Annotated in this window: 11 protein-coding genes and 1 pseudogene; 11 read left to right on the forward strand and 1 reads right to left on the reverse strand. The window is 48.9% G+C overall.

What is annotated here, in order from left to right:
- The 11 genes and pseudogenes from LKD71_RS08605 to LKD71_RS08655 all read left to right on the forward strand — a co-directional run.
- Positions 1–495 (forward strand): annotated as a pseudogene (locus LKD71_RS08605) (hypothetical protein); the annotation flags it as partial.
- Between the two features lie 208 nt (positions 496–703).
- Positions 704–1,540, forward strand: coding sequence for a metal-dependent transcriptional regulator (locus LKD71_RS08610; RefSeq protein ID WP_227615098.1), 837 nt, complete (start codon positions 704–706; stop codon positions 1,538–1,540).
- Between the two features lie 14 nt (positions 1,541–1,554).
- A complete protein-coding gene (locus LKD71_RS08615) occupies positions 1,555–2,394 on the forward strand; it encodes a MarR family winged helix-turn-helix transcriptional regulator (protein WP_227615099.1) in 840 nt (279 codons plus the stop codon).
- 56 nt (positions 2,395–2,450) lie between these two features.
- Positions 2,451–2,843, forward strand: coding sequence for a YbaN family protein (locus tag LKD71_RS08620; RefSeq protein ID WP_331466420.1), 393 nt, complete (start codon positions 2,451–2,453; stop codon positions 2,841–2,843).
- Complete coding sequence (locus tag LKD71_RS08625; protein ID WP_227615100.1) at positions 2,836–4,572, forward strand: ABC transporter ATP-binding protein/permease; 1,737 nt, start codon at positions 2,836–2,838, stop codon at positions 4,570–4,572. Before LKD71_RS08620 ends, LKD71_RS08625 begins: the two co-directional genes overlap by 8 nt.
- Complete coding sequence (locus tag LKD71_RS08630; protein ID WP_227615101.1) at positions 4,569–6,251, forward strand: amino acid ABC transporter ATP-binding/permease protein; 1,683 nt, start codon at positions 4,569–4,571, stop codon at positions 6,249–6,251. The genes LKD71_RS08625 and LKD71_RS08630 overlap by 4 nt, the downstream gene beginning before the upstream one ends.
- A 116-nt stretch (positions 6,252–6,367) precedes the next feature.
- Entirely contained in the window at positions 6,368–7,381 is a 1,014-nt protein-coding gene (locus LKD71_RS08635) for an alpha-hydroxy-acid oxidizing protein (RefSeq protein WP_227615102.1), read from the forward strand.
- 127 nt (positions 7,382–7,508) lie between these two features.
- On the forward strand, positions 7,509–8,108 hold the full coding sequence (locus LKD71_RS08640; RefSeq protein ID WP_227615103.1) for a hydrolase: 600 nt from the start codon (positions 7,509–7,511) through the stop codon (positions 8,106–8,108).
- A 736-nt stretch (positions 8,109–8,844) separates the two neighbouring features.
- Positions 8,845–10,632, forward strand: a complete 1,788-nt coding sequence (locus LKD71_RS08645; protein ID WP_227615104.1) for a sensor histidine kinase — start codon at positions 8,845–8,847, stop codon at positions 10,630–10,632.
- Positions 10,622–12,241, forward strand: a complete 1,620-nt coding sequence (locus LKD71_RS08650; protein WP_178047305.1) for a response regulator — start codon at positions 10,622–10,624, stop codon at positions 12,239–12,241. The genes LKD71_RS08645 and LKD71_RS08650 overlap by 11 nt, the downstream gene beginning before the upstream one ends.
- Before the next feature lie 12 nt (positions 12,242–12,253).
- Complete coding sequence (locus tag LKD71_RS08655; RefSeq protein ID WP_227615105.1) at positions 12,254–13,501, forward strand: MFS transporter; 1,248 nt, start codon at positions 12,254–12,256, stop codon at positions 13,499–13,501.
- A gap of 58 nt (positions 13,502–13,559) precedes the next feature.
- Here the strand turns inward: LKD71_RS08655 and LKD71_RS08660 are convergent, their stop codons facing one another.
- Positions 13,560–14,468: a CehA/McbA family metallohydrolase gene (locus tag LKD71_RS08660; protein ID WP_227615106.1), complete on the reverse strand. Its 909-nt coding sequence runs from the start codon at positions 14,466–14,468 to the stop codon at positions 13,560–13,562.
- Between the last annotated feature and the right edge of the window lie 6 nt (positions 14,469–14,474).

A 14,474-nucleotide genomic window follows, 5' to 3' on the forward strand; every position in this document is an offset into this window, starting at 1 on the left:
CACCGCTACGCCTCATTCCTCCGCCTTGCATATGAAGAAATCATCCTGCGTCAATATAGCAGATACTTAATTTTCACGGTACTAGACAACAGGAAATCAGCCGACACCTACCAGACCCTGGAAGAGAAATTTCTGAAGATTCAGGAGGCCGATCCGGACGAAGTAGCAGCGGATACAATAGAAACTGTCGGAGAAACGGCCAAAACTGACAAAACTGATGCAGAAAAAAGTGAAAGTACCATCACCACCAGGAATACCACAGAAACGACCACCGAGGACACCCGCGAAGAGAAAAAAGACTGGTGGTTCACGGATGTGAGAGTGGCTTTTGATGAGCTGTTGCAAAATTCCCTGATCGAGACCGGGATTCATCCAGAGAGCAGCGACCATATCCTGACCCTCTCCACCTGCACCGGAAACGGCTATGATTCCCGTATGACCGTCCATGCCGTGTGTATCGACGAACAGACCACAGACCCGGAAAAACTATTCTGAAACTTCTATCAGGATGAAAAAACGCTCATGCAGATTAAGACAACTTGAGCGTTTTTTTTATTCTTCTTTTTTGAAAAATCCCGGAAATAAGCCATTTTTTACCATCCAAAACCGTAACCGATGAGTACGAATCAACAAAAGTTTGTTGACACTAATACCTACTTATGATATAAAACTTTTGATTAGTCGTGACTTACGAGGAGCTGATATGAACGAGAAAAAAGGACAAGAATTAACGGAAGATCTGGCGAGCGGAATGCCCTGCTCGAAACGCGAGACGGTGGAAAATATGCTGGAACAGCTTTGCCACTGGAGGAAAAACAGCTGCCCGCTCTCATCATCCCGGCTGTGTGAAAAATTTCAGTTGTCCAGAAGAGAGTGTACCTACTATCTGAAAAAAATGCTGGAATACGGTTACATCTTTCCGCTTGCAAATGCAGATGAGATTCAGCTGACTTCTTTTGGGATCGCCAGAGGGGAGGAGCTGGGATACCGTCATGAGACCTTCAAGCAGTTTCTTCAGCTGGCCGGTGTAAAGCCGGAGGATGCAGAAGAAGACGCCTGCCGGATAGAACATGTGGCAGGGGAGAAGACGGTAGAAAGCATCTGTCAGTTTATAAACAGCGGCGTACCCAGCGAGAGGATCCTGCATCACTCAGATCTTCGGTTTCGCTATGAGCCGGGGACCTATGAAATGGGAATGGGGATCTATGAGATGGAGCGGCTGTGTCCGAGAAAACTGGCGCAGGAATATTTCTGGTATAAGGAATGGATCACGCTGGAGATCAGCAAGGAAAAAAGCACCTGTAAGCTGATCCGGAAAGAAGAAAGCCAGTCGGAAAAGCTGTGGTATATGGACCGGGATGCCGGATGGCTCCAGGCAGAAGAAAAGGAGTGTACCATATGCATACCTGCACAGGAGTTTGAATTTATCATTTGTCCGTCAGATCCCATTATAGAAGGAGAGCTTTTGATTGCTTTTGTAAAAGAAGGAGATCTTCCTGTGGAAAAAGCATGCAGAGAGCTGAATGTCCATATCTCCTGAACGGAAGGTGAAAGATGAAAACAACAGAAGAAGTACAACAGACAGGCCTTCCATCTTTGCTTCAGATCAGGTATCTGATGGAACTGGAAAAAGTCGGATGGAAGCGTGGAACGGTCATGGAGATCGCAGGAAAATGCGGCGTCAGCCATCCCGCAGTCAGCCGTTACCTGAAAAGCTGCTGTGAAAAAGGAATTCTGAATGAAAAATATGAATTTACCACAGTGGGAAAGATGATGCTGGACCGTTACCGGAAGCTGATCGATGAGACAGAAAATTATCTGGCCAGGATTGGAATCGATGAGGAGGCGCAGGGAGAGACCCTCAGAAAACTGATTGAAAATCTTGACTGTGCAACCCTTGGAAAAATCGTGCGAAGCGACCGCTCATCGGTACAGCATGTGCCCAAACCGGTGATCTGGAAGGAAGAAAGTTTTCTGGATGATATGCTGGCATGGGGAAGCTGGCCAGTGTGTATCGCCATTTATCAGGCGGGCAGCCAGATCGAACAGCTTCGGAAACGTTCCATGGCAGACAGGGGGGTTGAGAGACAGGCCATGCTCCGGCATAACAAGCGTGGAAGCTGGCTGGAACTGAGCATCCAGAAAATGAATGCAATATCCAGAGTGGATCATGCCGAGATGAAAGGAAAATTGTCTTCCCTGAAATACGAATGTAACGGAAGGCTTCACAAAGCGGAGATACGGGGCAACAAAGTCAATATCCCGCTGGAGGCCTGCCGGTTTATACAGAACAGCAGAGGAATTATCAAAGGCAGAGTGGCCATCACAGTCACATGCAGCGTTGGCTGCGTCCACATGCCGGAGAGTACCGCATTGCTGATATTCTGGCTTTGAAAAAAGCCAGCTTTACCAGATAAAACAAAACATACAGAGAAAATGGAGGAAAAAACGTGAATAAAAATCCGGTCCGCTTTTTTTGGATGATACTTGGATTTCTTTGCCTGGGGCTTGGAACGGTGGGGATTGTCCTGCCGATCCTGCCCACGGTTCCTTTTTACATGGCGACGGTGTTCTGCTTTGCAAAAAGCTCCGAGCGGCTTCATCGCTGGTTTCTGGGAACGCAGTTATACAAGAAGCATCTGGAGAGCTTTGTGGAAAAGAAGACAATGACTTTAAAGACCAAGTGTTCCATTGTGGGAATGGTGACGGCTCTGATGACAGTCGGCTTTCTCATGATGAAACAGGTGCCTGTCGGCAGGATCTGCCTGGTAGTCGTGTGGGTCTGCCATGTGGTTTATTTCTTTGGAATGGTAAAGACCGGGGAGGGAGAAGAAAATGATTAAGACAAGACTGGTGGCTCTTCTCTCCCAGGCAAAAAAGTATATCATCCAGAATGTATTCTGGCAGTGGGCGGCACTGCTGGCGCAGATCGCAGCCGTTTTTTCCGCGGCGGGTCTTCTGGAGGGCGCCTTTTCCGGAAAGACAGAGGGATCAGTATTGAGACGGACCGTGCTGATCCTGGTCCTTTCCGTCTGTATCCGCTTTGTCTGTGACCGGATGGCGGCGAGGGCTTCTTATGCAGCCAGTGTGGATGTAAAGCGCATTCTGAGAAAAAAGATCTATGAAAAACTGCTTCGCCTGGGTGCCTCTTACCGGGAACAGACAGCGACTTCTGAGATCGTGCAGATGAGTTCGGAGGGCGTGGAGCAACTGGAGATTTATTTTGGAAAATATCTTCCTCAGCTGTTTTACAGTCTGCTGGCTCCTGTGACGTTATTTGCGGTACTTTCTAGAGTGAGTGTGAAAGCAAGTGCAGTGCTTCTCCTCTGTGTGCCGCTGATCCCACTCTCCATTGTTGTGGTGCAGAAGATCGCCAAACGGCTTCTTGACAAATACTGGAGCGTGTATACAGGACTGGGAGACAGCTTCCTGGAGAATCTGCAGGGACTGACGACGCTGAAAATCTATCAGGCAGATGAACAGAAAGCGCAGGAAATGGACGAGGAAGCGCAGCAGTTCCGGAGCATTACGATGAAGGTGCTGACTATGCAGCTCAATTCTACCAGCGTGATGGATATCATGGCCTACGGAGGTGCAGCTGTGGGCATGATCGAGGCGATCCGAGAATTTGCGCATGGGGAGATCGGGCTGGCCGGTGTCCTGACGCTTCTTCTTCTGGCGGCTGAGTTTTTTATCCCGCTGCGTCTTCTGGGCTCTTTTTTTCACATCGCGATGAACGGAATGGCGGCCAGCGACAAGATTTTTTCTCTTCTGGATATGCCGGAACCGGAGCAGGGAACAGCAGAGGCTCCGAAGTGCGCGGTGGATATTCGTTTTGCAGGGGTACATTTTTCTTATGAAGAAGACAGGGAGATTCTGAAAGGAATCGCTCTCACACTGAAAGCGGGAAGCTGTGTGTCGCTGGTGGGAACCTCCGGCTGTGGTAAAAGTACCATCGCGGGGCTTTTGAGCGGGAAAAATAAAGGGTATCAGGGCAGTATTCAATTTGGCGGAACAGAGCTTTCCAGGATTCCGGAAAGAGAGTTGATGGCGTATATCACGGTGGTGACGCACAACAGTTATCTCTGGAAAGGGACGGTGGAGGAAAATCTTCGGATGGCAAAACCGGAGGCAACCGCGGAAGAGATGAGAGCGGCACTGAAAAAAGTGAATCTGCTGGCCTTTCTGGATACGCAGCAGGGTCTTGAGACACCGCTTACGGAAAAGGCTGGCAATCTGTCCGGCGGACAGAAACAGAGACTGGCGCTGGCAAGGGCGCTTCTACACGATACCCCGGTTTATATTTTTGACGAGGCGACTTCCAATATCGATATGGAAAGCGAAGAGATGATCATGGAAGTCATACGGGAACTGGCAAAGACCAAAACGGTGCTGCTGATCTCCCACCGCCTCGCGAACGTCGTGGATTCGGACTGTATTTTCATGCTGGAAAAAGGCAGGATTGCGGAAGCAGGGACCCACGGGGAACTGATGAGGCTTAAGGGCAGCTATTATGAACTGTATGAGAGCCAGAGAAAACTCGAAGCGTACACAAAGGAGGCGGACTTATGAGCAGTACAAAGAAAAGACGAAGCGGTATTCAGATCATGGGTCAGCTCATTGGTCTGGTAAAATCCATGCTCCACATTATGCTGGCGGCCATTCTTCTCGGAACCGTTGGCTATCTGTGTGCGATTTTCCTGACCATTACAGCGTCGAAGGCCGTTATGAAGGTGGCAGGAGGCGGAGCACTTTCCGGGAGGCTGTTTTTCGGGCTGATTATGCTTGCAGTGATGCGGGGCATTTTCCATTATGCGGAGCAGTACTGCAATCATTTTATTGCGTTCAAATTGCTGGCAGTGATCCGCCACAAAGTTTTTGCGGCCCTGAGGCGGCTCTGTCCGGCAAAGCTGGAAGGGCGTGACAAGGGAAATCTGATTTCTATTATTACGACTGATATCGAACTTCTGGAGGTTTTTTATGCCCATACCATTTCGCCGATCGCGATTGCGGTTCTGACCTCTGTTTTCATGGTCTGCTTTATGGGACGGTATCACTGGTGTGCGGGGGTGTTTGCGCTGATCGCTTATTTTTTCGTAGGAGTCGTGATTCCGCTGTGGAATGGAAAGCGGAGCGGTGACAAAGGAATGGAGTACCGCAATGCGTTCGGAGAACTGAACAGCTTTGTGCTGGAGTCTGTGCGCGGTCTGGATGAGACCATTCAGTACGGGTATGGAGAAAAGCGAAATCAGCAGATGGAAGAACGTTCGGTATCTCTTGGCCGGATGCAGAAAGAACTGAGCCGTATGGAAGGCAGTCAGCGGGCCGTGACCAATCTGGTAATTCTGCTTTTTTCCTTTGGGATGTTGTTTCTGATGCTGAGCCTGTATGAGAGGGGGGCGGTGAGCTTTGAGGCAGTGGTGATCTGTACGGTTGCCCAGATGGGCTCTTTTGGGCCGGTGGTGGCTTTGTCGAGCCTCTCCAACAACTTGAATCAGACGCTGGCCAGCGGGGAACGGGTTCTTTCTATATTGGAGGAGACTCCGATGGTAGAGGAAGTGCCGGGAGACGGGGTGACAGGGAAAGAGAGAGCGGAAGCTTTTCGTGGTGCAAAAGTCAGCCATGTGACTTTCGCCTATGAGAATGAAGTGATTTTAAAGGATTATTCGATCGATCTGAAACCGGGAAAGGTGATTGGAATACACGGAGCCAGCGGCAGTGGAAAATCCACGCTCTTAAAGCTTCTGATGCGGTTCTGGGATGTAAACCGGGGAGAAATCCAGGTGGATGGTCAGCCAATCAAGAGGATTCCAACCGGAAAGCTAAGGGATATGGAAAGCTATGTGACCCAGGAAACACACCTTTTTCATGATTCCATAGCCAACAATATCGCGATCGGAAAGCCGGGAGCCTCCCGGGAGGAGATCATCGAAGCGGCAAAGAAGGCGTCGATTCACGACTTTATTCAAACCCTGCCGGATGGTTATGATACAAAGGTCGGCGAACTGGGAGATACCCTGTCAGGCGGAGAAAAGCAGAGGATCGGCATCGCCCGGGTTTTTCTTCATGATGCGCCCTTCCTGCTCCTCGATGAGCCCACTAGCAATCTGGATTCCCTGAATGAGGGCATTATACTGAAATCTCTCCGTGAGTCCTGCGATAAGAAAACGGTAGTTCTGGTTTCTCACCGCCAGTCCACGATGCAGGTGGCGGACGAAGTGTACGAGATGGAAAATGGAAGAATCTCATAAAAAACAGAATGGAAGCGGCATCACTCAACGAAAAATGATTGAGTGGTGCCGTTTTTTGACTTGTTTGGAGAAAATCGGTATAATAGAAAGAAACTCACGAGAAAGGAACGAAGAAAATGAATTATTCCGAATGTATCATAAAAGCAAAAGATCGGATCGGCAAATTTTGTAAGGCCTGTCCGGAGTGTAATGGAAGAGCCTGTAAAAATCAGATGCCGGGGCCCGGTTCCAAAGGGATCGGGGATACTGCCGTACGAAACTACGACAAATGGAAAGAGATCCGTGTACAAATGGATACCATCGTAGAAAACAAGCCTGTGGACACTTCTCTGGAGCTCTTTGGAAAAACGTTCTGTTATCCTGTTTTTGCAGGACCGGTGGGAGCCGTTTCGCTTCATTATGGGGATTGCCTGGATGATGTGGCCTATAATGATATTCTGGTGTCCGCCTGCGCGGAAAACGGTATTGCCGCGTTTACCGGGGACGGTGTGAACAGCAATGTGATGGTGGCGGCCACGGCGGCTATCAAAAAAGCAGGGGGCGTCGGGATTCCCACGGTGAAGCCCTGGAATCTGGAGACGATCCGGGAGAAGATGGAGCTGGTTCATGAATCTGGGGCCTTTGCGGTGGCTATGGATATCGATGCCGCAGGTCTTCCATTTCTGAAAAATATGGAGCCGCCTGCAGGAAGCAAGACTGTGGAGGAACTCCGGGAGATCATCGAGATGGCCGGAACGCCCTTTATCGTGAAGGGAATTATGACGGTGAAGGGCGCTTTGAAGGCGAAAGAGGCAGGGGCGGCAGCCATCATCGTTTCCAACCACGGCGGGAGAGTGCTGGATCAGTGCCCAGCGACGGCGGAGGTACTGGAAGAGATTGCAACGGCTGTAAATGGTTCCATGAAGATCCTGGTGGATGGCGGAATCCGCTCCGGAGCTGATGTCTTTAAAGCCCTGGCCCTTGGAGCCGATGGCGTTGTCATCGCTAGGCCCTTCGTCACAGCTGTCTACGGCGGAGCACAGGAAGGCGTCCGCTCCTACATTGAAAAAATCGGTACCGAGCTGGAGGACACGATGAAAATGTGCGGCGTGTCCAGCTTGAAAGAGATTACGAGGGAGTGTGTTAGATAAAAGACAAAGCTTTTTCTTATAACCAACAATAGAAAAAAGATAAGTCCCCAGCCCTTGTCATCGCTTCCTGGAAGGACTAAGATAGAAGGAAAATAACGGCCCGGAAGGGCAAAAGGAGAATGAAAAAATGACTTACATAGCAAGAGAAGACGCACTGACGTTATTGAAGAAGTACAATAAAGACCCGTTTCATATTCAGCATGCTCTGACGGTGGAGGCTGTTATGAGATGGTATGCGAAGGAGTTGGGGTACGGCGATGCGGAGGAATACTGGGGCATCGTTGGTCTGCTTCATGATATTGATTTTGAGCTTTATCCGGAGGAGCACTGCTTGAAAGCGCCGGAGCTTCTGAGAGAAGGTGGTGTGGGAGAGGATATCATTCATGCTGTGGTGTCTCATGGATATGGAATTACCGTAGGCGGCGTTACGCTGGATGTGGCTCCGGAGCATGAGATGGAGAAGGTGCTTTTTGCAGCGGATGAACTGACCGGTCTTATCTGGGCCGCAGCTCTGATGCGTCCGTCTAAGAGCACGAAGGATATGGAGCTTAAATCCCTGAAGAAAAAATATAAGAGTAAAGGCTTTGCTGCCGGCTGTTCCCGTGAGGTGATCGAGCGCGGAGCTGAGCAGCTTGGCTGGGACCTGGAGAAGCTTCTTACCATGACGCTCCAGGCGATGGCCGCTACGGAGGATACGATTCAGGCAGAGATGACAGCAGAGCAGTGATAGAGTAATAATGTGACCTCTCACCACTCCAGCGCCTGACGAAAAGACAGTCCCGGCTGCAGTTGCGGCAGCTGGAAATACTAATGCTCCGAAAATCTGCTAAAAGCATGAGCAAAAATCCAGAACTCGCTTCGCTCAGACAATGGATTTTTGCTCATAACGCAGATTCCCGGGGCATAAGTATTTCTACAGCTGCCTCCACATGTCAGCCTGGCCTGCTTTTTCGTCGGGCGCTTCCTTGATATATGGTAGTTTGCAGATTTTCTGTGTTTTATTCCCGCGAGCAATGTGAGGAGCAGTTAGGCTTGCAGGCTGCCACACCCAGCCCCCACCAGAAAGTCCGATCCGCGCTGACATGTGGAGGAGGCGGAGAAATTCTTATGCTGCGATGAGCTGCGTTATGAGAGAAAATCCATTGTTTGAGCGAAGCGAGTTATGGATTTTCTCTCATGTTTTTAGCAGCGAACCGCAGCATTAGTATTTCCCGCCGACGCAACTGCAGCCGGAGCGGACTTTCCGGCGGGGGCGTCCTGTCCACCACATCTTTTAAACCTTTAATGGGCGTCCCGCTTTATCAATCTTTCACCCGCACATTTTACTCCCCCAAAAACTTCCCCAATCGTAGAAAAATCCACTGTGAGCAATAGTTTTTCCTATTGCAACAGTGGATTTTTCTACGTTAAGATGTATATGACAATTCAGAACTAAAAAAAGGGAAAGAAAACAGGAGCACAGGATGAAAGGAAAAGGCATACATTCAAGATCAATCTTCGTACAACTACTGGTATTTTCACTGCTTGCCAGTCTGGTTCCGACCCTGCTCATCAGTATATTTTTGTTTTATAAGCTGGATCGCACCGCACAGGCGGAGGTACAGGATTACCATGATCAGATTACTTCTCAGTATATGAAAAACATAGAAGAAAAATTGCAGCAGTACCGAAACAGCCTGGAAGTGATCGCGAATAATACGGTGATTTTAAGTACACTGACAGATGAAACGCTAAACCCCTACGACAAAGGAGAACTGGTCAGCAAAGAAGTGAATAACTCTCTTTTGCTGGAGAAACAAAGCGAAGTGAGAAACTGCATGATCTATTCCAGCGTGCAGGATTGTAAAATATATGGCAGGCGTGCATCCATGATGCAGCAGGCGAGCAGAGAAGTGTGGTATCTGCAGGAAAGGGCAATGAAAGACGACTGCTTTTCCTACTTTGCCTTAAAAGATTCGGAACCGATTCTGTCTCTGGTGAAAGATATCGAAGAGCTGGATACCGAACATCTGAGCCGCTCACAGCTGGGAATCATTAAACTGGATGTAGCGATGAAACGCCTGTTTGTACCGGCGGCGACCGACAGTGAAGAAAATGCCACTTACGATGTCATCGTCTATAAAAATGAGGGAGAAGATGCAAAAATCCTCTATCAGACCCTGAAAGAGAATGGAAGCGAGATCTTAAAAAAATACTGGTCTGATACAGCAAAGGAAGAAACTGGTGCAAATTCCGAGGGACTGATTGATACCTATACGGTGGCTGGTCAGACCCTGGAGGATTATGGACTGAATCTGCTGTTTTTATTTGATAATCAGGATTCACTGGAGAAACGGGCGGAGATCATAGAGACGATTCTTCCGTTGCTGCTTCTTCTGATGATAGCCGTCACCGGGGTGATTTACTGGTACAGCAAAGATTTCTCCTCCCGGGTGGAACTTCTGGTGAAAAAATTCCGCCGTGCGGAGACCGGCGATCTGTCAGTGAGCGAAAAAATCAGTGGAACCGATGAGATTGCAGTGCTGGATCAGCAGTTTAACCGGATGCTTGGCAAACTCGATCAGCTGATCAAGACCAGCTATGTTCAGAAACTGGAAAATAAAGAGGCACAGCTGAAAAATCTGCAGCTCCAGATCAATCCCCATTTTCTGTATAACACGCTGGAAACCATCAGTTCCATTGCGGCGGTGAAGCAGGTGTTTGTCGTGTGTGATATCTGTGGAAAACTGGGGGAGATCTTCCGGTACAGTCTGGGAAAAGATTACGGAGAGCTGGTTCCGCTGGAACAGGAAATGACCCATATTAAAAACTATATGTTTATTCAGAAGATTCGTTACGGGGACCGCCTGCAGGTATTTTACAACATCGATGTGGATGCGGCCCATGTCTATATTCCAAGGTTTATCCTGCAGCCGATTGTGGAAAATGCGATTTCCCATGGACTGAGCAACCTGACCAGTGTCGGAACGCTGGAAGTCTCTGCCTTTGAAAAAAAAGACCGGCTGTATATTGAGATTGAGGACGACGGGGAAGGCATGGTTCGGGAAAAAGTGGCCGAAATCACACGTTTTATCAATACCGCAAAACCGGTGGAGGGAAAGAAAAATATAGGGATCCGTAACGTCAACCAGAGAATCAAACTGGCTTATGGAGAAGCATATGGAATTACCATCAGGAGCGCTCCATATCAGGGAAGCCGCTTTACGATCCAATTGCCAATCATGAGGAAAGGAGAAGAAGATGAGACATAATATACTGATTGTGGATGACGAACAGCTGATTCGCCAGGGCTTACGGGCGCGAATCGAGTATCTGGGAATTGATGTGGATGAGATTTTTGAGGCGGAAAATGGTCTGATGGCATTGAGGCTCCAGGAGGAGCATCCGATTGATGTGGTGATCACAGATATCCGTATGCCGGATATGGACGGTCTGGAACTGATTCAGGAGATGCAGAAGAAAAACAATCAGATAAAATTTGTCGTACTCAGCGGCTATGCGGAGTTCAGCTATGCGGAGACGGCAATCCGGCTGGGCGTAAAGGCGTATCTGTTGAAACCGGTCTCCAACGATGATTTGAAGGCGGCCTTTGATAAGGCCTACAAAGAGATGGAACAGACGGCAAGCGTTCGCCAGGAAGTACAGATGAAAAAGCGAATGGATCGGGAAAAACAGGTTTATCAGCAGGAGAAGGCGCTGAATGCACTCTTTTCCAGCCAGGAAGCCGGTGCAGTTACAAGGGAGCAGCTCTGCAAGCTCTGTGGATATGATGAAAAAATGTGGGCAGGGGGTGCAGAATCGGTACTTTATCTGGCGATTCTGCACATCAACAAGGAAAGCTTTGAACATCAGAGATTTCGGCCGGTGGATCATGAACTGGTACGTTTTATGATTCGGAATATTTTTGAAGAGATCCAGGCACCATGTGAGAAGCTTCTGGTAAACAGTTTGTCAGATACGAGACAGATGTATGGTATTTTCATAGGAGATGATAAGAAAAAACTGCGGATGGAAGTGGAACGGATCTATCTGAGGATGCGCTCGGTGCTGGAAAAGAAAATGGGAATTTACCTGACGATCGGCGTCAGCCGGTGCCGCAGCCAGTTGGAGGGAAAGGAAACTTCAGAGGCGAGACAGGCTTTAAAACAGCGAATCATCTATGGAAAAGCCAATATTTATTTTTATGAGGATATCCGGATTCTGGGCGAACAGGAATTCCCAGTGTCTCAGCTGCATCTGCTGGAACAGTATATTGAGCATAATGAGATCTTCAAGGTGAAAAATCTGGTGCAGGAGATTTTTTCGGAAGAACTGGTGAAAAAGTATGGCAGCGCCTATCTGCGGATCATGTGGATTCGGATCTTAAATCTTTTGCTGCATCACTATGAGCGGAGAGGAAGAAACGCGGCAGAGATCGAAAAAATGCTGCAGAATTATAACCTTCTGGATCGGATTCAGTCGCTTCAGGAGATCCGGCAGAAGATCATAGAGATGGTGATGGAGTGTGTATCCACGGAAAGCGTTGCCGATGCCAACGCCAGAAGCAAGATTCAGATGGCGATTGGTTATATTCAGGAGCATTTTGCGGAAAACCTGACGGTCAATGTTTTGGCGGAGCATTATGGAATGAGTCCGAATTATTTTTCCTCGATGTTTAAGAAAGAGATGAGCCGGTCTGCCGTGAATTATATTACGGAACTTCGGATCAATCAGGCGAGAGAGCTTTTGTACCATTCAGAGCTGAGCGTGGTGGATATTTCAAAAAAAGTGGGATATGAGGACAGCCAGTATTTCTTCCGGGTATTTAAAAAGTATCTGGGAATGACGCCTCTGCAGTACCGGGAAGAGAGCAGAAAATAGAAAGAGGGAAAAATGATGAAACGAATGAGAAGAATTGAAAGTCCGAAGGTCGCACGGCTGCTGTTTTTGCTGTGCTGGTTTGCTTATTTTACCTCCTATATCGGACGGCTGAATTATTCATCGGCGATGACGGAGATGATTCAGGGGACGATTCTGACGAAGAGCCAGGCGGGCTTTATCAGCATGGTGTACTTTTTTGCCTATGGAATCGGACAGCTTTGCAACGGGATTCTGGGGGATAAGTTTCACCCGGGAAAGATGATTTTTACCGGGCTGGCCATTGCAGCCGGAGCGAATCTCTGTATGGGATTTGCCGGAGGCTTTCAGGTGATGGCAGTTATCTGGGGAATTAACGGATATGCACAGGCGATGATCTGGCCGCCGATCATCCGTATCTTTGCGGAGATGGTGAGCAGGGAGCAGAAGATGAAGTTCTGTGTGGACATCGTGTCTTCCCAGGTACTTGGAACCCTGGCTTCTTATCTGCTGGCCGCCGGCGTGATGTGGCTGATCGGCTGGAGAGCGGTCTTTGGTGCGGCAGCCATCTGTCTGGGCGCGATGTCAGTTGTATGGATTATCGGGTTTGGAAAAATTGAAAACTGTGGAAAAGACCCGGAAAGAGATGCGGCAGAGGTGGATAAACGTGGGAAAGACAGCTCTGTAAAAACGACGGCTGCGGGAAAAACGGCCTGGTTTGGTTCCGGCATCCTGATGGTACTTTTTCCTGTGATTATTCACGGGATGCTGAAGGACGGGGTAACAACCTGGGTTCCGACCTATATCACAGAGACCTTTTTTACTTCTCCGGCCTTTTCGATTCTTGTGACGACGGTACTTCCGATTGTCAATCTGAGCGGGGCCTATGTAGCCCAGTATCTCTATAAAAAATGTAAAAATCAGGAGGCGATGGCAGCTGTCTGTCTGTTCCTGGTTGCCGTGCTGGCACTGACTGGTATCTGGATTGGAAAGGATGTTTCCATGATTCTGACTGTGGTACTCTTTGCCCTGACAACGGCTTCCATGATGGGAGTCAACACACTGTTTGTCAACCTGTTTCCGCTTCGCTATGAGGCGATGGGAAAAGTGTCTACGGTATCTGGTTTTATGAACTGTATGGCCTATGTGGGAACGGCAGTCTCTACCTTTACGATCGGTGTGCTGGTAGAACAGAAAGGCTGGAATGTGACGATCGGAAGCTGGGTAGTGATGACTTTCCTGGCGCTGGTGGTGTGTATGCTTGGAAGAAAGAAATTTTCATAACAAAAGACAAAAAGAAAACCCTGACTGGAAAAAACTGGTCAGGGTTTTCTGATTTCTGTTACAGATGAATCACCGGGCTTGTGCATACCAGGTTTTCGATGATGGTTTCTTTTTCAAAAAGCATCGGAATGATGATCCGGTCTTCCTTGAAAGAAGTCAGCGGGATCCGGTCGGATACGCCACAGGTGATGAGCTGATCTCTGGTGCGGAGGGTGATCTTGTAATCCTCCTCGGGAAGCGGCTCATAACCCGGTTTTCCGGTCTGATGGATGGTGAAAGAGAGGGCTTCTCCGTCGTTATGGACTTCCAGCAGAGGGCCTTTGCATACCCAGGTGCGCTGGTGATGAATCGCATCGGAGAGCTCCTGGCAGACGTCGCCCTCCGGTTCTCCCTCAATGTAGGTGGAATAATGGCCGTGCAGGCTGCTGTTGCCGTGCAGGTCCATGCCGCAGGTAGCAGCGATGTTTTCGCCGGAACGTACCAGGTCTTCCCACAGTTTGACACCTTTTTCATTGACCTCGTGGAGCGGTTCCGGGTTGTTGAAGATCTCGATGAAATCACAGCAGGAATAATCGGTGATCGTCATCTCGAAACGGCAGCCCTGGGCGAAGGGCCAGCCGAAGGAATAGGGGTGAGCGACACCCACCAGCGCTCCTTTTTCACGGGCGGCCTGGAAGAGAAGTTCCGGTTTATGCTTGTTGATGTTTTCCCAGGGCACATACTCGGTCAGGTTCAGGCAGAGAATATGTCCGTAGTAAGTCGTGTATTCCATGCCCGGGATAAAGGCGATGGGCTGCGGATGCTCTTTCAGATAGTTCTCAATCTTGTAATGGCCGGAGATGGTGTTGTGATCCGTCAGGGAGAAGGCGTCCACATGGTCAGCCACCATAAAGTCTGTCAGTTCTTTGCAGGTAAATACCGCATCTGATTCGTTGGTATGATTGTGTAATTCCAGTCTCTTATACATAAAAAA

The organism is Fusicatenibacter faecihominis, from assembly GCF_020686945.1.
Classification (GTDB): Bacteria; Bacillota; Clostridia; order Lachnospirales; family Lachnospiraceae; genus Limivivens; species Limivivens faecihominis.

What these genes read in the sequence shown, in the direction of transcription:
- LKD71_RS08610 (WP_227615098.1), top strand. Translation starts at nt 704, where the DNA reads ATGAACGAGAAAAAAGGACAAGAATTAACGGAAGATCTGGCGAGCGGA.
- LKD71_RS08615 (WP_227615099.1), top strand. Translation starts at nt 1,555, where the DNA reads ATGAAAACAACAGAAGAAGTACAACAGACAGGCCTTCCATCTTTGCTT.
- LKD71_RS08625 (WP_227615100.1), top strand. Translation starts at nt 2,836, where the DNA reads ATGATTAAGACAAGACTGGTGGCTCTTCTCTCCCAGGCAAAAAAGTAT.
- LKD71_RS08630 (WP_227615101.1), top strand. Translation starts at nt 4,569, where the DNA reads ATGAGCAGTACAAAGAAAAGACGAAGCGGTATTCAGATCATGGGTCAG.
- LKD71_RS08635 (WP_227615102.1), top strand. Translation starts at nt 6,368, where the DNA reads ATGAATTATTCCGAATGTATCATAAAAGCAAAAGATCGGATCGGCAAA.
- LKD71_RS08640 (WP_227615103.1), top strand. Translation starts at nt 7,509, where the DNA reads ATGACTTACATAGCAAGAGAAGACGCACTGACGTTATTGAAGAAGTAC.
- LKD71_RS08645 (WP_227615104.1), top strand. Translation starts at nt 8,845, where the DNA reads ATGAAAGGAAAAGGCATACATTCAAGATCAATCTTCGTACAACTACTG.
- LKD71_RS08650 (WP_178047305.1), top strand. Translation starts at nt 10,622, where the DNA reads ATGAGACATAATATACTGATTGTGGATGACGAACAGCTGATTCGCCAG.
- LKD71_RS08655 (WP_227615105.1), top strand. Translation starts at nt 12,254, where the DNA reads ATGATGAAACGAATGAGAAGAATTGAAAGTCCGAAGGTCGCACGGCTG.
- LKD71_RS08660 (WP_227615106.1), bottom strand. Translation starts at nt 14,468, where the DNA reads ATGTATAAGAGACTGGAATTACACAATCATACCAACGAATCAGATGCG.